Source organism: Roseibium aggregatum IAM 12614, from assembly GCF_000168975.1.
In the GTDB taxonomy this organism is placed as follows: domain Bacteria; phylum Pseudomonadota; class Alphaproteobacteria; order Rhizobiales; family Stappiaceae; genus Roseibium; species Roseibium aggregatum.
Genome location: NZ_AAUW01000032.1, coordinates 1 through 17655 on the forward strand (window position 1 = coordinate 1; position 17655 = coordinate 17655).

Annotated in this window: 18 protein-coding genes; 11 read left to right on the forward strand and 7 right to left on the reverse strand. The window is 60.7% G+C overall.

Annotation, left to right across the window (positions count from 1 at the left end; genetic code table 11):
- Window positions 1–336 (reverse strand): beta-ketoacyl synthase N-terminal-like domain-containing protein (locus tag SIAM614_RS28930; RefSeq protein WP_006940143.1); only part of this gene is annotated, 336 nt, incomplete at its 3' end.
- Window positions 337–475: 139 nt separating this feature from the next.
- Entirely contained in the window at window positions 476–982 is a 507-nt protein-coding gene (gene fabA, locus SIAM614_RS28935; RefSeq protein WP_006940144.1) for a 3-hydroxyacyl-[acyl-carrier-protein] dehydratase FabA, read from the reverse strand.
- A 454-nt stretch (window positions 983–1436) separates the two neighbouring features.
- Between fabA and irrA the strand changes: the two genes are divergently transcribed.
- Entirely contained in the window at window positions 1437–1871 is a 435-nt protein-coding gene (gene irrA, locus SIAM614_RS28940) for an iron response transcriptional regulator IrrA (RefSeq protein WP_006940145.1), read from the forward strand.
- A gap of 22 nt (window positions 1872–1893) precedes the next feature.
- On the opposite strand, the gene SIAM614_RS28945 is transcribed toward irrA, so the two are convergent.
- Window positions 1894–2442, reverse strand: coding sequence for a GNAT family N-acetyltransferase (locus tag SIAM614_RS28945; RefSeq protein WP_050789524.1), 549 nt, complete (start codon window positions 2440–2442; stop codon window positions 1894–1896).
- A complete protein-coding gene (gene nth / locus SIAM614_RS28950) occupies window positions 2439–3254 on the reverse strand; it encodes an endonuclease III (RefSeq protein ID WP_006940148.1) in 816 nt (271 codons plus the stop codon). The genes SIAM614_RS28945 and nth overlap by 4 nt, the downstream gene beginning before the upstream one ends.
- Before the next feature lie 22 nt (window positions 3255–3276).
- Between nth and SIAM614_RS28955 the strand changes: the two genes are divergently transcribed.
- Window positions 3277–3798: a DUF2244 domain-containing protein gene (locus SIAM614_RS28955; RefSeq protein ID WP_006940150.1), complete on the forward strand. Its 522-nt coding sequence runs from the start codon at window positions 3277–3279 to the stop codon at window positions 3796–3798.
- Here SIAM614_RS28955 and SIAM614_RS28960 read toward each other — a convergent pair.
- The gene (locus SIAM614_RS28960; RefSeq protein WP_006940152.1) at window positions 3795–4982 is read right to left on the reverse strand and encodes an MFS transporter; all 1188 of its coding nucleotides are present in this window, start codon (window positions 4980–4982) and stop codon (window positions 3795–3797) included. The genes SIAM614_RS28955 and SIAM614_RS28960 overlap by 4 nt on opposite strands.
- A 210-nt stretch (window positions 4983–5192) precedes the next feature.
- Window positions 5193–7919, reverse strand: a complete 2727-nt coding sequence (gene mutS, locus SIAM614_RS28965; protein WP_006940157.1) for a DNA mismatch repair protein MutS — start codon at window positions 7917–7919, stop codon at window positions 5193–5195.
- A gap of 134 nt (window positions 7920–8053) precedes the next feature.
- On the opposite strand from mutS, the gene SIAM614_RS28970 reads away from it, so the two are divergent.
- The 5 genes from SIAM614_RS28970 to SIAM614_RS31600 all read left to right on the forward strand — a co-directional run bounded on the left by SIAM614_RS28970 (window position 8054) and on the right by SIAM614_RS31600 (window position 13504).
- Window positions 8054–10336 (forward strand): NADP-dependent malic enzyme, encoded by a 2283-nt coding sequence (locus SIAM614_RS28970; protein ID WP_006940159.1) that lies wholly within the window; start codon window positions 8054–8056, stop codon window positions 10334–10336.
- A 177-nt stretch (window positions 10337–10513) separates the two neighbouring features.
- Window positions 10514–10801, forward strand: a complete 288-nt coding sequence (locus SIAM614_RS28975) for a GIY-YIG nuclease family protein (RefSeq protein WP_006940161.1) — start codon at window positions 10514–10516, stop codon at window positions 10799–10801.
- A 233-nt stretch (window positions 10802–11034) separates the two neighbouring features.
- Window positions 11035–11691 (forward strand): phosphoribosylanthranilate isomerase, encoded by a 657-nt coding sequence (locus SIAM614_RS28980; protein ID WP_006940163.1) that lies wholly within the window; start codon window positions 11035–11037, stop codon window positions 11689–11691.
- 32 nt (window positions 11692–11723) lie between these two features.
- Window positions 11724–12929, forward strand: a complete 1206-nt coding sequence (trpB, locus tag SIAM614_RS28985) for a tryptophan synthase subunit beta (RefSeq protein ID WP_006940165.1) — start codon at window positions 11724–11726, stop codon at window positions 12927–12929.
- A gap of 404 nt (window positions 12930–13333) precedes the next feature.
- The gene (locus tag SIAM614_RS31600; RefSeq protein WP_006940166.1) at window positions 13334–13504 is read left to right on the forward strand and encodes a DUF1127 domain-containing protein; all 171 of its coding nucleotides are present in this window, start codon (window positions 13334–13336) and stop codon (window positions 13502–13504) included.
- Between the two features lie 12 nt (window positions 13505–13516).
- On the opposite strand, the gene SIAM614_RS28990 is transcribed toward SIAM614_RS31600, so the two are convergent.
- Window positions 13517–13768, reverse strand: coding sequence for a hypothetical protein (locus SIAM614_RS28990; protein WP_006940168.1), 252 nt, complete (start codon window positions 13766–13768; stop codon window positions 13517–13519).
- A gap of 219 nt (window positions 13769–13987) precedes the next feature.
- Between SIAM614_RS28990 and SIAM614_RS32340 the strand changes: the two genes are divergently transcribed.
- The 4 genes from SIAM614_RS32340 (at window position 13988) to SIAM614_RS29005 (ending at window position 17654) form a co-directional block, all read left to right on the forward strand.
- Complete coding sequence (locus tag SIAM614_RS32340; protein ID WP_006940169.1) at window positions 13988–14170, forward strand: hypothetical protein; 183 nt, start codon at window positions 13988–13990, stop codon at window positions 14168–14170.
- A 148-nt stretch (window positions 14171–14318) separates the two neighbouring features.
- Window positions 14319–15152, forward strand: coding sequence for a tryptophan synthase subunit alpha (gene trpA / locus SIAM614_RS28995; RefSeq protein WP_006940170.1), 834 nt, complete (start codon window positions 14319–14321; stop codon window positions 15150–15152).
- 93 nt (window positions 15153–15245) lie between these two features.
- Window positions 15246–16202 (forward strand): acetyl-CoA carboxylase, carboxyltransferase subunit beta, encoded by a 957-nt coding sequence (gene accD, locus SIAM614_RS29000; RefSeq protein ID WP_006940171.1) that lies wholly within the window; start codon window positions 15246–15248, stop codon window positions 16200–16202.
- Between the two features lie 135 nt (window positions 16203–16337).
- Window positions 16338–17654, forward strand: a complete 1317-nt coding sequence (locus SIAM614_RS29005) for a bifunctional folylpolyglutamate synthase/dihydrofolate synthase (RefSeq protein WP_040441446.1) — start codon at window positions 16338–16340, stop codon at window positions 17652–17654.
- The last annotated feature ends 1 nt before the right edge of the window (window position 17655 follow it).

The following is a 17655-nucleotide window of genomic DNA, read 5'->3' on the forward strand; positions in this document are numbered from 1 at the left end:
CAGGTTCTTGGTGGACGGACCACCGGAACCCATGATCAGGCCGGTGCGCGGGTTGGAGACATCGGTTTCTTCCAGACCGCTGTCGGCAATGGCCTGCTGCATGGCAATGTAGTTATAGGCGGCACCGTCGCCCATGAAGCGCAGCTGGCGCTTGTCGATGAGCGAAGCAATATCGACATTCGGCATGCCGTGTACCTGGCTTCTGAAGCCGTGTTCCGCGTAATCCGGAGCGAAGCTGATGCCGGACTTGCCTTCTCGAAGGCTGGACAGCACTTCTTCGGTGTTTGCTCCGATGGACGACACGATACCCATGCCGGTGACGACAACGCGTCTCATTGCGGTCTCCTATTATCTTGACTGCACAGCAGCTCTCAGGGGGTGTGTCGAGAGCCTGCACGCACATACATAATATGCAAACCGGCGCTCCCAATGAAAAAGAAGCGCCGGTGCCATGAATTGATCCTGCGAACGGGTGTCAGGTCTTTGCCAGGCCGACGCGCAAATCGGTCGCCTTGTAGATCTGTTCGCCGTCTGCTTTCAGCCAGCCGTCCGCGATGCCGAGCACCAGGCGGCCCTTCATGATCCGCTTGAAGTCGACACCATATTCGACCAGCTTCACGTCCGGGGTAACCATGCCTTTGAATTTCACTTCGCCGGTCGACAGGGCCATGCCCTTGCCTTCAAGGCCCAGCCAGCCGAGGAAGAAACCGGTAAGCTGCCACAAGGCGTCGAGACCAAGGCAGCCCGGCATGACCGGGTTTCCCTGGAAGTGACACGGGAAGAACCAAAGGTCCGGCTTGATGTCGAATTCGGCGCGGGCGAACCCCTTGTCGAATTCGCCGCCGGTTTCGGAAAGTTCCGTGATCCGGTCAAACATCAGCATCGGGGGAAGAGGCAGTTGGGCATTGCCCGGGCCAAACAGCTCGCCGCGGCCGCAGGCGAGAAGTGCTTCGTAATCGTAGCTGGAGCGGCGATCGGTCATTCGGAATCCGTGTTTTGTCTCTTGCCTGGGTAAACCCAAGGCAGGTTCGGTTTGTTTTCGGTTCGTTTGAGGCGCCTTCCTAACACAGGGGAACAATGACCGAAAGATGTCACATGCGGGAAGTTGCCCGGTTTTTACGGGCGTTTCGCCAAGTATTGTGCGTATTCGTCCCATTCTGCACATCCGGTGCCGGGTTGCCGGTCCGCTCCCGTTTGGAATGTGTGTCCGGTCGGTCGTGAAATGCACGCCGGTTGCACCTGGAACGACCCAATGGCTATCCCGTCGGTTGTCTCTCTGGTTGCTCCACGGATGCTCGCGACGTTTAAAACTTGCATCTTGGGTACAAGAAATGGCAGATATAGGCCGATGTTAGTGAAAACGGCCCGGCGCGAGGCTCGCGCACCTGACAAGAGCGCCGTTTGAAGAAGCGACCCTGGACCTGGATCGGATCGGAATGACAACACTTGTGGTGCATGAAACCGGCGACAAGAAGAATGTGACCGATATGCTGCGGTCCGCGGGGCTCCGGCCGACGCGGCAACGTGTCTCGCTCGCGGAACTTCTGTATTCGCGGGGCGATCGCCACATCTCTGCCGAACTGCTTCATGAAGAGGCGGTCGACGCAGATGTGCCCGTATCTCTCGCAACGGTTTACAACACGCTGCACCAGTTCACCGAAGCCGGTTTGCTGCGCGAAGTCGCGATCGACGGCAACAAGACCTATTTCGACACCAACGTGTCCGACCACCATCACTTCTTCATCGAAGGCGAGAACCGGGTGATCGACATTCCGGGTGAAGGCGTGGGCATCGGCACTTTGCCGAAAGCCCCCGAAGGCATGGAGATCGTCCGTGTCGATGTCGTCGTGCGGGTGCGCGAGAAACGCTGATCGCAAGTGGCGGCACTGGCCCTCAGGCCAGACCGCTCTCCACATAGCGCAATTTCCATTCGTAATAGTCGGAGGTCGTCCCGATCTCCTCCAGAAGCCGCTGGCCAACCGGTACGAAGCCCAGCTTCTTGAGCAGGTTGGCTGAGCGGACGTTTTCCGGATGAGTGATCGCACACAGGGTGCGCAGCTTCAGCTCCTTGGTGACGAAATCCAGAACGCTCTGCCCGGCCTCGTGGCCGAACCCCTTGCCACGGTATTCTTCCAGGAACGCAAATCCAAGGTCGGGGTATTTCAGTTCCTTGCGCACCACCAGTCCGCACACCCCCACCGGGATGAGGGAAGGCTTCAGATCCAAAATCCAAAGCCCGACACCATGGGCGGCAAAGCGCGCCAGCGTCTTGGTCTTGATGTAATTGGCCGCGTCTTCCTCGGTCTGGATATCGTGGTCGGCGATAAAACGGATATAGTCCGGCTCGTTCATGAGCTGGTGGTAAAAAGCGGCATCATTGCTGGATGGCAGGCGGAAGCGAAGCCTCTCGCTTACCGGAAATGGTCCAAGCGGAAAACTCACGCAATTATTTCCTTTTCAATCAGGGCTTTGGTGCGCAGGGCAATATCCGGCACCGCATCAAAATGTTCTTTTTCGGGGCTCCGGCACAGATCGTAGATCACGCAGCGCCGGCACTCGGGTTTTCGCGCCTTGCAGATGTACCGGCCGTGCAAAATGAGCCAGTGGTGTGCATGCAGCGCGAATTCTACCGGCACGACCTTCTCCATGGCTTTCTCCACGTCGAGAGGGGTCTTGCCGGGGGCAATGCCAATACGGTTGCCAAGGCGGAACAGATGTGTGTCGACGGCAATCGTCGGATGACCGAAGAAAATATTCAGAACCACATTCGCGGTCTTCCGGCCAACGCCGGGCAGTGCTTCCAGGGCCTCGCGGTCTTCGGGCACCTCGCCGCCATGGTCGCGGATCAGCTTTTCGGAAAGCAGAATGACGTTCTTGGCCTTGTTCTTGTAAAGGCCGATCGTCTTGATTTCCTCCCGCACCAGGTCTTCGCCAAGTGCCAGCATTTTCTCCGGCGTGTCGGCAATCTGGAACAGATGCTTTGTCGCCCGGTTCACACCGACGTCGGTTGCCTGGGCCGACAGCACCACCGCAACCAGAAGTGTGAACGCGTTGACATAGTCCAGTTCGCCCTTCGGCTCCGGATTGTCGGCGTGAAACCGCTGGAAGATCGCAAAGGTTTCCGCCTTGGTATAGCGGGGCCGTTTCAGCACCTTGCCGGGATTGTCCACGGAGGGTGCCTTTTTCCGGGTCTTTCTGGAGGGTGCGGGCCGCCCTTGTGCCGCCGTCTTGGAAGGGCTCTTTGCTTGCGTCATCTTCTCTCTATAATCATTCCTCATGAGCGAGAACAATCCGAAACCCGAACGGGAAGGCGAATTGCCGGAACAGGACCGGCCGTTCTTCTCTGCCGTCCTGACCCCCCACCGGTCTCTGGGGCCAAACGGGTTCCTGATCCTCATGTGTTTCTTCGGCGCGGTCAGTTTTGTCTCCGGTATTCTGTTCCTACGGATCGGCGCCTGGCCGGTCTTCGGGTTCTTTGGCCTGGATATCGCCCTGCTCTGGTTTGCCTTCCAGATGAACTACCACTCGGCGCGAACGTTCGAGGAAGTGGTCGTCTCCCGGCACGAGATCGCGATTCGAAAGGTTGGGCCGGGCAAGAAATACCAGGAGTATCGGTTCAATCCGTTCTGGGTCCGCCTCACTGTGGACCGGATCGAGGATGAAGGGGTCGTCAAGGTGACCCTCCAAAGCCGGGGCGAAAAGGTCGATCTCGGCAATTTCCTGAATCCCGATGACAGAACGAGTTTTGCCGGTGCAATGGCAAATGCCCTGTCCGTCGCCAAGGCAGGCGGTGTCTAGGCTCCTTCCTCAATCGGTTTGGGTTGAACTTTGAAGGTTGAAATCAGGACGGCCAGGGCCGCGGTTGCCGAAAGCGCAGCCGTGTACAGCACGGTCTGAAAGCTTGCCGCGCTGGCAATGAAGCCCATCGAAATGCTGCCGATCATGCCGCCCAGGAACAGGCTGTTCATGTAAACCGCCGTTGCCCGGCCCGGCCGATCCGGCGCAAAGCTCTGCACGAAGCTGATCGCGACACCGGCAAACAGGCCGTAGTAGGTCCCTTCCAGAACGGCAATGGCCAGCACCTGCCAGAGCGCCGTCACCTGGGCAAACAGCACCATGCTGACCGCCGCAAGACAGGCAGCCAGCATCAGCACTTGCCGGGTGCCGATGCGTTCGGCAAGGCGAACCGAGCCGAAGATGACAAACACCTCCAAAAGGCATTTGACCGAAAGCGCCAGACCTGGCGTTGCGCCGGGCAGGTGCGTTTCCTGAACGAAGAACAGCGGCATCGCCGAGACGAACAGCGAATTGGTGATGACAAAGCCGAGACACGTCATCCCTGCAATCTGGAGACCCCAGTTGATCGGAGCCTTTCCGCTTGTCTTTGAACGTTCTCGCGCCGACCTGAAGTCGGCCGGAACAACAATGTACCAGAGCATCAGGTAGACGATGCCTATGGCGAAAGCGCCCAGGAACGCTGTGGCAAAGCCGAAGGCCGCAACCACTGAAAAAGACACCGCCGGCCCGATCATCCAGGCCAGCGAGACCATCATGCGCAACCAGGAATTGACCCTGGCAACATCCATGCCCTGCTGTTCGGCATAGAGACGGCCAAAGGTGAAGACAATGCCCGAGCCCATGTTGGAAAGGCTCATCAGGGGCGCTACCAGGATGATCAGCATCACCAGACTGCTGACCTGGGTCAGCAGTGCGGCAAGCGTGATATAGGCAACAACGGAGATGACCAGCAGGCTCTTGACCCGGAAGCGGTTGTCCAGTCGCTCGCCTGCCCACCGGTTGACGGCAAGCGTCAGCGGCATCACCAGGCCGGAATAAAGTCCCACCTGCCAGGGCTCGGCACCAAGCCCTTCGACAATGAAAAAGCTCATCAGCGGCACCAGCGCCGAAACGCCGAGGCTGTTGGTGAACTGAAGCAGCAGGATCAGCAATGCCTGTCGAGGCAGTTGCAGGAGGGACATCATGGCAATCGCCGAAGAAGTGAAACGGGCAGGAAATACAACCTAACTGGGTTGTGCCGATACGTCACCGGTTTTTTTGCAAAGAGGCACGTGCTGGAACAACTGGCCAGGCCTTCAAGGCAGCGCTGGGCACATGTCCGAAGGAAGGCCTAACTCACAGATTTATGGCGAGAATCCGCGCTTCACAGCCTCAACCAGACAGGCCTCCGGCGGCTAGTCGTCCGGCGTCACCCGCAGTGTCTTCAGCCGGTAAAGCGCCTCCAGCGCCTCGCGCGGGGTCATGTCATCCGGATTGATCCCCTCCAGCGCCACTGCAACGGGATCGGGTTCCGAAAATCCGGCATGCGCGCTGGGCGCCGGTGCCGTCAGGCTGGCGAACAGCGGCAGCTCATCGATCAGGCTTTCGGCCGGTGAGCGGCGGTCCTGCTCTTCCAGTTGGCTGAGCACCTGTTTGGAGCGTTCGACGACCGAGACAGGCAGACCGGCCAGCTTGGCCACCTGAATGCCGTAGGACCGGTCGGCGGCGCCGGGCACGATCTCGTGCAGGAAGATGACGTCGCCCTTCCATTCCTTCACCGAGACGGTGGCATTGGAAAGCCGCTCCAGCTTGCCCGAAAGGGCGGTCAGTTCGTGATAGTGGGTCGCAAACAGGGCGCGGGACCTGTTGACCTCGTGAAGATGTTCGATGGTTGCCCAGGCAATCGACAGCCCGTCGAACGTCGCCGTTCCGCGGCCGATCTCGTCCAGGATCACCAGAGAGCGATCACCGGCCTGATTGAGGATCGCGGCGGTTTCGACCATTTCCACCATGAAGGTGGACCGACCGCGCGCAAGATCGTCTGCCGCGCCGACGCGGGAGAACAGTCTGTCGACCACACCGATATGGGCAGCGGTGGCCGGAACATATCCACCCATCTGGGCCATCACGGCAATCAGCGCGTTCTGGCGCAGGAAGGTCGACTTACCGGCCATGTTCGGACCGGTGATCAGCCAGATGTGGCCGATATCCTCGCCCGCTTCCGGACCGAGATTGGCATCATTGGCAACGAAGCTGTCACCGCCGGACTTCCTGAGTGCCTTTTCGACCACGGGATGACGCCCGCCCTTGATGTCGAAGGCGCGGCTGTCGTCAACCACGGGCCGGACATAGTTCTCTTCCTGGGCGAGTTTGGCGAGCGCTGCCGAAACATCCAGAATGCTGAGCCCGTGGGCCGCCGCCTTGATCGCTTCACCCGCATCGATGATCGCCTTGGCAAGCCGTTCGAAGATTTCCAGCTCGATGGCAAGCGAGCGTTCGCCGGCACTGGCGATCTTCGATTCCAGATCCGCCAGCTCCGTCGTGGTAAAGCGCATGGCGCCAGCCATGGTCTGGCGGTGGATGAACCGCCCGGGATCGGCGGTTAGCTTTTCCGTCTGCGCGGACGGTGCTTCGATGAACCAGCCGAGCACATTGTTGTGCTTGATCTTCAGGGAACGCAGGCCGAGTTCTTCCGAGTACTCGGCTTGAAGCTTCGCGATCACCTTCCGGCTTTCATCACGCAGCGAGCGCAATTCGTCCAGATCGGCGTTGTAGCCTGTGGCGATAAAGCCGCCGTCGCGTTTCAGAAGCGGCGGTTCGTCCTTCAGCGCTGTCGTCAATTCGCTGCCGAGGTCGTGTGGGGCCTGTTCCAGACTGGTGCGCGCGGCAGCGATTTCCGCCGGGATCGTTCCCGCCGTCGCGCTGGTCTGGTCGAGCACCGCCCGTGCGGCTTCAAGTCCCTGGGCAACCGACAGGATATCGCGCGGTCCGCCGCGGTTGAGCGCGATCCGCGACAGGGCTCGGGCCATGTCCGGGGCGCCTTTCAGCGTCTGGCGCAGGCCTTCGCGCATGATTTCGTTTTCAAGGAAGAAGGCAACGCCATCGAGCCGGTGCTGGATGGCATCGACATTGACCAGCGGTCCGGCCAGGCGGCTGGCGAGCAGACGCGAGCCGCCGCCAGTCACGGTCCGGTCTATCGTGGCCAGCAGCGAGCCCTGTTTTTCGCCCGAAAGCGTGCGGGACAGCTCCAGATTGGCCCGGGTTGCCGGATCGATCAGCATGCGCCCGGCCCCGGCCTCGCGCACGGGGGGATCCAGCGGCGGGCGTTCGCCAAGCTGGGTCTTTTCCACATAGGCAAGAATGCCGGCGGCCGCTGAAAGCTCCGCCCGGCTGAAGGTGCCGAAACCGTCGAGGGTCTTCACGCCGAAGTAATGCGCAAGCCGGTCCGTGGCGGTGGAACTGTCGAAAAAGGCACGCGGCACCGGCGACAGCGCACCGCCAGCCTGTTCGGCTGTCAGACGCAACTCGCTTTCCTGCAGCAGATTGTCCGACAGGATCAGTTCGCGCGGGGAAACCTGGGCAAGGTCGGCGGCAAGGCGCTGATGATCGGTTTCCGACACCTGAAAGGACCCTGTGGACATATCGATCCAGGCAAGACCATAGACCGCGCTGCCGTCCAGCGAGCCGCCCTTCAACCTGGTCAGCGCCATCAGGTAGTTGTTGGAACCGGCATCCAGCAGGCGTTCTTCCGTCAGCGTTCCCGGGGTGACGAGACGCACGACATCGCGCCGGACGACGGATTTGGAGCCGCGTTTCTTGGCTTCAGCCGGATCTTCCGTCTGTTCGCAGACGGACACCCGGTGCCCCTTGGCAATCAGCTTGTTGAGATAGTCGTCCGCCGCATGAACCGGCACGCCGCACATCGGAATGTCGGCACCCTGGTGCTTGCCGCGCTTGGTCAGCGTGATGCCGAGCGCGGCGGAGGCAACTTCCGCGTCCTCGAAAAACAGTTCGTAGAAATCGCCCATCCGGTAGAACAGAAGGCTGTCTGGATTGGCAGCCTTGATCTCCAGGAACTGGGCCATCATTGGCGTGACCTTGCTGTCCGCCCGGGTGATTTCTTGCGCGCTCTGTCCACTCATGCCTGATACCTAGCAAACTGTGCGGACCATTCCACCAAGGGCCTATTCCATCTTGGCTTGAGGCTTCATTTTCCAGGGGATAAGGTCATGCTCCCGCCCCGTAAAGAGAGCGCGCAAGAGGAAACGTCCAAACCATGTCCGCCGACAAGAAATCGACCAAGACCAATGTCAGCTTCACCGACCAGGAAGCGCTGCAATTCCACCAGGAAGGCCGCCCCGGCAAGCTGGAAATTGCGCCGACCAAACCGATGGCGACCCAGCGCGACCTGTCGCTGGCCTATTCGCCCGGTGTGGCGGTGCCGGTGCGGTCGATCGCGGAAGACCCGAGCCGCGCCTACGACTACACCACCAAGGGCAACATGGTTGCGGTGATTTCCAACGGCACCGCCATCCTGGGTCTTGGTAACCTGGGCGCGCTTGCCTCCAAGCCGGTGATGGAAGGCAAGGCGGTTCTGTTCAAGCGCTTCGCCGATGTCGATTCCATCGATCTTGAAATCGATACCGAAGAAGTCGATGAATTCATCAATGCCGTCCGCTATCTCGGCCCTTCGTTCGGCGGGATCAACCTGGAGGACATCAAGGCGCCGGACTGTTTCATCATCGAGCAGCGCCTGCGCGAACTGATGAATATCCCCGTCTTTCACGACGACCAGCACGGCACGGCAATCATCGCCGCAGCGGGCCTTATCAATGCCCTGCACCTGACCGGGCGCGACATGAAGGATACGAAGGTTGTCTGCAACGGCGCGGGCGCGGCAGGCATTGCATGTATCGAACTCATCAAGGCAATGGGAATTCCGCACGAGAACGTCACCCTGTGCGACACCAAGGGTGTCATCTACAAGGGTCGCGAAGAGGGCATGAACCAGTGGAAGTCCGCCCATGCGGTCGAAACCAAGGCCCGCACGCTTTATGATGCCCTCAAGGGCGCCGATGTCTTCTTCGGCGTGTCGGCAAAGGGGGCGCTGACGCCCGACATGCTGCGGGTGATGGCTCCCAACCCGATCATCTTCGCCATGGCCAACCCGGATCCGGAGATCACGCCGGAAGAGGCAGCGGAAGTGCGCGACGATGCGATTGTCGCGACCGGGCGTTCGGACTACCCGAACCAGGTCAACAACGTGCTCGGCTTTCCCTATATTTTCCGCGGCGCACTCGACGTTCAGGCCACCACCATCAACGATGCCATGAAGGTTGCCTGCGCGCATGCACTGGCGGAACTGGCGCGGGAGGAAGTGCCGGACGAAGTCGCCGCCGCCTATCGCGGCAACCGGCCGAAATTCGGCCCGGAATACATCATTCCGGTGCCGTTCGATCCGCGACTGATCCACACGATCCCGCCAGCGGTTGCCCAGGCGGCTATGGATTCCGGCGTCGCCCGCAAGCCGATCGTCGATATGGAGACCTACAAGCACCAACTCTCCGCCCGGCGCGACCCTGTTGCCGGCACCTTGCAGCGGATCTTCTCCAAGGTGCGTCAGCAGCCCAAGCGGGTTGTCTTCGCCGAGGGCGAGGAAGAACCGGTCATCCGTGCAGCGACGAGCTTCGTGTCCCAGGGCCTCGGAGAAGCCATCCTGATCGGCCGCGAGGACGAGATCAAATCCATGGCCGAGCGGGCCGGCATCGATATCGACCGGCCGGGCCTTTCCATCCAGAACGCTCGGCTGTCCAATCGCAACAGCGATTACGCGCAGTATCTCTATGGCCGTCTGCAGCGCCGGGGTTATTTGCTGCGCGACTGCCAGCGTATGGTAAACAACGACCGCAACTACTGGGGCGCGATCATGGTCGCGCGCGGCGATGCCGATGCCATGGTCACCGGCCTGACCCGGAACTATTCCGTCGCCCTCGATACGGTGAAGGCCACCATCGATCCGAAGCCCGGGCATCGGGTTATCGGCGTATCGCTGGCACTGGCCCGTGGCCGCACCGTTCTGATCGCCGATACGGCGGTAATCGACATGCCGACATCGGAAGAACTGGCGGATATCGCCGAGGAAGCGGCGCATGTCGCGCGCAAGTTCGGCTACGAGCCGCGCGTTGCCATGCTGGCCTATTCCACCTTCGGCCACCCGAAGGGCGAACGCTCCGAAAAGGTCATAGAGGCTGTCAAGATCCTCGAACGCCGCCGGGTCGATTTCGAGTACGACGGCGAAATGGCTGCCGACATCGCGCTCAACATGGACCGCATGGCCGCCTACCCGTTCTGCCGCCTGTCGGGTCCCGCCAACGTTCTGGTCATGCCGGCTTTCCACTCCGCGTCCATCTCTACCAAGATGCTGCAGGAGCTCGGCGGCGCCACGGTCATCGGCCCGCTGCTCGTCGGCTTCGACAAGTCGATCCAGATCGTGCCGCTCGGCGCCAAGGACAGCGACATCGTCAACATGGCCGCCATCGCGGCGTTCAATGTGACGTGAGATGGTTGATTATTCGGCTGGATTAGGGGCTCCCCGATCCCGGGTCGCGCTTTGCTTGCCCGGGGTGACGACTGAAAGGTTTTACCAGACCTATCGTTGTCATCCCGGACGCAGCGCAGCGGAGATCCGGGATCGGGGCACCACCCCAAACCTCTCGAAATCCAGAGTGACCATCGCTTGACCGCCTGGGTCTACATTCTTGCCTCGCGCCCATTCGAAACCCTTTACACCGGCGTGACGACGGACTTGGCCCGCCGGATTTACGAGCACCGCGAAGGTCTGATTGAGGGCTTTTCCAACCGGTACGGAACGAAATCCCTGGTCTGGTACGAACAGCATGAAGAGACCGGCGCTGCGATTGCCCGCGAAAAACAGATCAAGCGTTGGCGCCGGCAATGGAAATTCGAGCTGATCGAGAAGATGAACCCGGACTGGCAGGATCTCTATCTCGAGCTCAATCGGTAATCATTGTCCGGACACCTATCGTCGTCATCCCGGACGTAGCGCAGCGGAGATCCGGGATCGGGGAGCCCAAAGTGTTGCCGCAACGAGCATGAATAACCAAAATTCGGTACCTCATCGTCCCCAACTTGCAACTCGTTCCCCGGGGATGGCGATAAAGAAAGCTTGCGCCTTTTCGCCTCGGAACACGCAATCTTTTTTGACAAACCCTGCCCCAACGGCGATACCTCGAAACCATGTCGGATATTAAAGTCAAAATCTGCGGTCTTTCGACCGAGGACACCATGGCGGCGGCGCTGGATGCCGGTGCGGATATGGTCGGGTTGATGTTCTTCCCGAAGAGCCCGCGTCATGTGTCGCTGAGCCAGGCCTGCCGTCTGGCCGATATGGCACGCGGCCGGGCCGAGATCGTGGCGGTAACCGTCAATATGGATCTTGACGGCCTGTCGCGCATCAACGAGCTGGTGAAGCCCGACACGTTCCAGTTTCATGGCGAGGAAAAGCCGGAAGCCCTGGCGGCCGCCAAGGTAATGCAGGGCACCAAGGTCATGAAGGCGCTTTCGATATCCGACCGGACGGATCTGGAACAGGCGCATTATTATGCTGTTGTCGCTGACCGCCTGTTGTTCGATGCCAAGCCGCCGGCGGGCTCAGACCTGCCGGGTGGCAACGGCGTGTCCTACGACTGGACGATCCTGAAAGGCCTTGACCTGAAGAAGCCCTTCATGCTTTCCGGAGGGCTTGACCCGGACAACGTCACTGAAGCGATCCGTTTGAGCGGCGTCAGCGAGGTGGATGTTTCCTCCGGCGTCGAGCGGGAAAAGGGCGTCAAGGACAGTGATCTCATTCGCGCATTCTTGGCAGCGGCCAAGAGCGTCAAGGTTCCGGGCTGAACCCCGGGTGAAGGAGTAAACGCGTGAACGACATGGCAAACAGCATCCGGACCGGTCCGGACGATCGCGGGCATTTCGGTATTTTCGGCGGCCGCTATGTTGCCGAAACGCTGATGCCGCTGATCCTGGACCTGGAGCAGCACTACAAGGACGCCAAGAACGATCCGGCCTTCAAGGCCGAGATAGAGTCGCTGAACAAGCACTACACCGGCCGGCCGTCACCGCTCTATTTTGCCGAGCGCCTGACGAAGGAACTCGGTGGTGCAAAGGTCTATTTCAAGCGCGACGAGCTGAACCACACCGGATCGCACAAGATCAACAATTGCATCGGTCAGATCCTGCTCGCCAAGCGCATGGGCAAGACCCGTATCATCGCCGAAACCGGCGCCGGACAGCACGGTGTTGCAACCGCGACCGTGTGCGCCCGCTTCGGCCTGCCCTGCGTTGTCTACATGGGCAAGACCGACGTGGAACGGCAGAAGCCGAACGTGTTCCGCATGAAGCTTCTGGGCGCGGAAATCGTGCCGGTGACCGCTGGTGCGGGCACGCTGAAGGACGCCATGAACGAGGCGCTGCGCGACTGGGTGACCAATGTCGAGGACACCTACTACCTGATCGGCACCGCCGCGGGTCCGCATCCCTATCCGGAAATGGTGCGCGACTTCCAGTCGGTGATCGGCAAGGAACTGCGTGAACAGATGATGGAAGCCGAAGGCCGTCTGCCGGATGCGCTGGTGGCCGCTGTCGGTGGCGGTTCCAACGCCATCGGCCTGTTCCATCCGTTCCTCGACGACAAGGACGTCAAGATCTACGGCGTCGAAGCTGGTGGCCGTGGTCTTCAGGGCGAAGAACACTGCGCATCGCTGACCGCAGGCAAGCCGGGTGTGCTGCACGGCAACCGCACCTACCTGCTGCAGGACGATGACGGCCAGATCCTGGAAGGGCATTCCATTTCCGCCGGTCTCGACTATCCGGGCATCGGGCCGGAGCATTCGTGGCTGAAGGAAATCGGCCGCGTCGACTATGTTCCGGTGATGGATGACGAAGCTCTGGAAGCTTTCCAGATGCTGACGCGCGTTGAAGGCATCATCCCGGCTCTGGAGCCCGCCCACGCGCTGGCCCATGTGGTGAAGCTGGCCCCGCAGATGGACAAGGACCAGATCATTGTCATGAACCTGTGCGGCCGGGGCGACAAGGACGTCTTTGCCGTTGGTCAGATGCTGGGCTTCGAAATGTAACGGCCAGCGTCAAACTGACTTTTGGAAAACCGCGTGCCGCAGGGTGCGCGGTTTTTTGTTTGGTCCGAGTTTCCAGGCTGTTTGTCGTGTTTCCAGTGAGTTCCCCGGACAAGCGTCAGCGCAGTTCCGGGGCCTATTCGCCTTGCTGCCTGGCATCCAGGTGAGTTTTAGCCAACTTGGCGTCGATTGTCGCTCACTCTGGAAATGAGGAGGCCCCAGTGGGCCACGGGTCTCACTTCGTTCGCCCGGGGTGGCCATCGTTGGTGAAGACCGCATTAACCAGCCCCGCCAGTTTGGAAATGCTGCAATGCAAACTTGTACGTTGTGAATCCGCCGGGAAAGACTAAATCAGCCGCGAATGAAACAGGGCTGGCGCTTTTGCCGGCCACTTGAGGAAACCTGACATGGCCTTCGATCTTCTGACCGGCTTCGTCCGCGATTTTCGCGCCTCCCGCAGGGTTGCCGGCGAAATCACACGCATGAACCACCTGAGCGACGCACAGCTTGCCGATCTCGGCCTGGAGCGCAGCGAAATCACCAGCCGCGCCTTCGCGCGTCACTTCAAACGCCGTTAAGGCGTCGTTTGGTCAGGCGCTGCGCTTGAAAGCTGCGCGCGGCTGCACCGTTATGGGTTTTGCCGTCAGCATGGCTTCCAGCAGTTGCTGCCGGCCCCGGGCGTCCAGAGCGGTCGCCTGTTGTGCCAGCGCCGGGTCTGACTGGCCGGAAGATATTTCGGCAACGTCCCTGCGCTGGGCAAACCCCAGATGAAGATCCTTCATCCGGCGCCAGAGCTTTTCAGCGAAAGGTTCGGGAGCGGTTTCGAAGAGGGAATGGGCCATTTTCAGCTCCTTATTTGTTTGGTGGCTCAGTGGTTCCTTCTAGGATAAGTGCACGGAGTGCATATTTCTAGGCGCAATTTGTGCACATTTGGCGGATCAGCCATGCGTCCAGCGCGGGTCTGACCTGCACGCCTACGGCTTGCTGCAGTGCAAAAAAATCATAATCTACCGCCCGATTGCGATTCCCTGTCGCGACATCAATCTTTTTTGGTTTTTGAGATGAGCACCTTGCAGGCCCTTCACATCAGCGCGCCATCAGCCGCACCCCTTGCCACCGTGTTTCGTGGTTCAGGCAACCCGTTCACGCGCGCCGGCCGTGCAAAGCCCATGGGCAGCGAGCATGTTTACCGCGCGGATGCGTCCCTGCGCGCCATCGGCCTGATCGATTATCCGAGCCGGTAACCTGGCCCAGTCTGGAAGATGTCCGGAAGCCGTCCGGACACCCCGATTCTGCATCTGACAGATTGACATTGCACGCACTGCCCCCGTACATCGCTGAAACGGAAACGCCCCGGAGGGTCCCGGCTGGCGCGAACAAGGGTAGCAGTGAATGACGGATACGCGTATCGACCGCCGTTTCAAAGCTTGTGCGGATGCCGGCCGACCGGCCTTGGTCACCTTTATCACCGCAGGCGATCCGGATCTTCAGACCTCACAAGCCCTTCTGAACGCCCTTCCGGCGGCAGGTGCCGACGTCATCGAACTCGGCATGCCCTTCTCCGACCCGATGGCCGAAGGCATTCCGATCCAGCTCGGCAACCAGCGCGCTCTGGCCGCAGGCCACACCATGGACAAGACCCTGGACATGGTGCGTGAATTCCGCAAGCAGGATCAGGACACGCCGATCATCCTGATGGGCTATTACAATCCGATCTATGTGCGGGACCCGAAAGTCTTCGTTCAGGTTGCCAAGGACGCCGGTGTCGACGGTTTCATCATTGTCGACATTCCGGCTGAAGCAGATGACGAACTCTGCATCCCGGCCCTGGAAGCCGGTCTCAACTTTATCCGTCTGGCAACACCAACCACCGACGACAAGCGCCTGCCCGCGGTTCTGGCCAATACCTCCGGTTTCGTTTATTACGTGTCCGTGACCGGTATCACCGGCGCAAACATCGCCGACACCGGCCGGGTGTCGACCGCGGTGAAGCGCATCAAGGGTCATACGGACCTGCCCGTTGCCGTCGGTTTCGGCGTGAAGACGGCAGAACAGGCGGCGGAAATCGGCAAGGATGCCGACGGCGTCGTGGTTGGCTCGGTCCTGGTCAGCGCCATTCGCGACAGCCTCGATGAGGCCGGCAAGGCGACAGACAAGACCGTTCAGGCCGTGGTGGACCTGGTGTCCGACCTGGCTTCCGGTTGCGCACGGTCAAGAACAGCCTGACAGGCCAGCCCCTTGGCTGGTTTCAATTGAAGGATTTCGGGCGGACCCCATATGTCCGTCCAATGGTAACTCGAGTAGCGGGACGCGTTTGACGTGAACTGGATCAATTCTATCGTACGCCCCAAGATCCGCGATCTTTGGAAGAAGCGCGAAGTTCCGGAAAACCTTTGGATCAAGTGTCCGGAAACCGGTGAAATGGTATTTCATCGGGATCTGGAAGCCAATCTCTGGGTGATCCCGAATTCCGGTCACCACATGCGCATTCCGGCGCGCAAACGCGTTGAAGCTCTCTTCGACGGCGGCAAATACACCGAGGTGGACACACCCGACGTTCATGCCGACCCGCACAAGTTCCGCGACAGCAAGCGCTATACCGACCGCCTGAAGGAAGCCCGCACCAAGTCCGGCGAGGACGAGGCTGTGATCGTGGCCCAGGGCCAGGTCAACGGCATGCCGCTGACCATTGCCGTGCAGAACTTCGATTTCATCGCCGGCTCGCTCGGCATGGCCGCGGGCGAGGCGATCCTTGCCGGCATGCTGAAAGCGGTCGAGGACAAGACGCCCTTCGTCATGTTTGCCGCTTCCGGCGGCGCACGCATGCAGGAAGGCATTCTGTCGCTGATGCAGATGCCGCGCACCACGGTCGGCGTGCAGATGCTGCGTGAAGCTGGCCTGCCCTACATCGTTGTTCTGACAAACCCGACCACGGGCGGTGTTTCGGCCTCCTACGCCATGCTTGGCGATGTGCACATTGCCGAACCCGGCGCTCAGATCGGCTTTGCCGGCCGCCGCGTGATCGAGCAGACCGTGCGCGAAAAGCTGCCGGAGGATTTCCAGACCGCCGAATATCTTCTCGACCACGGCATGATCGACATGGTCGTGCCGCGCCAGAAGATGAAGGAAACGCTGGCCCGCATCTGCGGCATTCTGATGAAGCGCGAAGTCGAGCTGCCGAAGCTTGAAGCGCCAAAGGAACAGGTGCCGGAAGCCGAAGCCAAGCCTGCCGAGGCGGCCGCCGAGCCTGCCAAGGAAGCGGAAGCCGGCAGCTAGGCGGCTTCGTCACGAATACGTCGCGAAAGCGGCCTCACACGACATTTCCAGGCTGTCCGCTTGTCTCGCTGGCGGCCTTCCCGTAAAGGCGTTAGTCAAACGCAACCGGGAAAAAGGGACCCTGCGGAGGGCGCCTTGGATCAAATCACGAAAATTCTGGACCGTTTGCTGGCACTGCATCCCAAGGAGATAGATCTCTCTCTTGGGCGCATGTACCGGCTGCTGGAAGCGCTGGGCCACCCCGAACGGCACCTGCCACCGGTGATTCATGTTGCCGGAACCAACGGCAAGGGCTCGGTGACCGCGACCATGCGGGCCATTCTGGAAGCGTCCGGCAAGCGCTGCCACGTCTACACCTCGCCCCATCTGGTTGCCTTCAACGAGCGCATTCGCCTTGGCACGGATGGCAGGTTCGTGTCCGATCCGGTGCTCTACGAGGCGCTGCACCGCTGCGAAGAAGCCAATGGCGGTGAGGAAATCACTTTCTTCGAGATCACCACGGCGGCTGCGTTCCTCTTGTTTGCGGAACATCCGGCCGATGTACTGCTGCTGGAAGTCGGCCTTGGCGGGCGTCTCGACGCGACCAATGTCGTCGACCGGCCACTTGCCACGGTGATCACGCCGGTTTCCATGGACCACGAGAAGTTTCTGGGCGACGACCTGTCCGTGATCGCTGCCGAGAAGGCCGGCATCATCAAGCCAGGCGTGCCCGTCATCTGCGCCGCTCAGGAAGAGGGTGCCTTGGCGACCATTTCGCGCCAGGCAGCACGCAACAAGGCGCCGCTCGAAGTGTTCGGGCAGGATTTTGCCGCGCAGGAAGACCAGGGCCGCATGGCCTTTCAGGACGAGGACGAACTGATAGACCTGCCCGTGCCTGTGCTGGGTGGCCGTCATCAGTATGCCAACGCCGCCGTTGCCATCGCGGCGCTGAAAGCGGCCGGAATGCTGCCGGACGGCGACACGATCGCCCGCGGCCTGAAAACGGTCAACTGGCCTGGCAGGTTGCAGCCGATCACCGGCGGACCCTTGCATGACCTCTGCCCGCAAGGGTCTGAAGTGTGGCTGGACGGGGGCCACAATCCCGGCGCGGGTGTTTCAATCGCCCAGTTCATGGGCGAGCAGGAAGAACGCGCGCCCCGGCCGCTTTACCTCGTCTCCGGCATGCTGACGACGAAGGATCCCATCGGTTTCTTCCGGCCCTTCCACGGGCTGGCGCGTCATGTCGGCACGGTGCCGATCACCACGACGACCACCGCCAGAACACCGGAAGACCTGGCCGACCTTGCCCGCTGTGCGGGACTTGAGGCAACGCCGTTTCAATCACTGGACGCAGCGCTGGCAGATGTGGCAGCTTGTGCGGCAAAAGATGGCGAACCGCCCCGCATTCTGATTTGCGGGTCGCTTTATCTGGCTGGTGAAGTTCTGGCGCGCAGCGGTCTGGCGCCGGTCTGAC

Coding starts and splice junctions, on each gene's coding strand:
- fabA (WP_006940144.1), bottom strand. CDS start 982: ATGACCGATCGCCGCTCCAGCTACGATTACGAAGCACTTCTCGCCTGC.
- irrA (WP_006940145.1), top strand. CDS start 1,437: ATGACAACACTTGTGGTGCATGAAACCGGCGACAAGAAGAATGTGACC.
- nth (WP_006940148.1), bottom strand. CDS start 3,254: ATGACGCAAGCAAAGAGCCCTTCCAAGACGGCGGCACAAGGGCGGCCC.
- SIAM614_RS28955 (WP_006940150.1), top strand. CDS start 3,277: ATGAGCGAGAACAATCCGAAACCCGAACGGGAAGGCGAATTGCCGGAA.
- SIAM614_RS28960 (WP_006940152.1), bottom strand. CDS start 4,982: ATGATGTCCCTCCTGCAACTGCCTCGACAGGCATTGCTGATCCTGCTG.
- mutS (WP_006940157.1), bottom strand. CDS start 7,919: ATGAGTGGACAGAGCGCGCAAGAAATCACCCGGGCGGACAGCAAGGTC.
- SIAM614_RS28970 (WP_006940159.1), top strand. CDS start 8,054: ATGTCCGCCGACAAGAAATCGACCAAGACCAATGTCAGCTTCACCGAC.
- SIAM614_RS28980 (WP_006940163.1), top strand. CDS start 11,035: ATGTCGGATATTAAAGTCAAAATCTGCGGTCTTTCGACCGAGGACACC.
- trpB (WP_006940165.1), top strand. CDS start 11,724: ATGGCAAACAGCATCCGGACCGGTCCGGACGATCGCGGGCATTTCGGT.
- SIAM614_RS31600 (WP_006940166.1), top strand. CDS start 13,334: ATGGCCTTCGATCTTCTGACCGGCTTCGTCCGCGATTTTCGCGCCTCC.
- SIAM614_RS28990 (WP_006940168.1), bottom strand. CDS start 13,768: ATGGCCCATTCCCTCTTCGAAACCGCTCCCGAACCTTTCGCTGAAAAG.
- SIAM614_RS32340 (WP_006940169.1), top strand. CDS start 13,988: ATGAGCACCTTGCAGGCCCTTCACATCAGCGCGCCATCAGCCGCACCC.
- trpA (WP_006940170.1), top strand. CDS start 14,319: ATGACGGATACGCGTATCGACCGCCGTTTCAAAGCTTGTGCGGATGCC.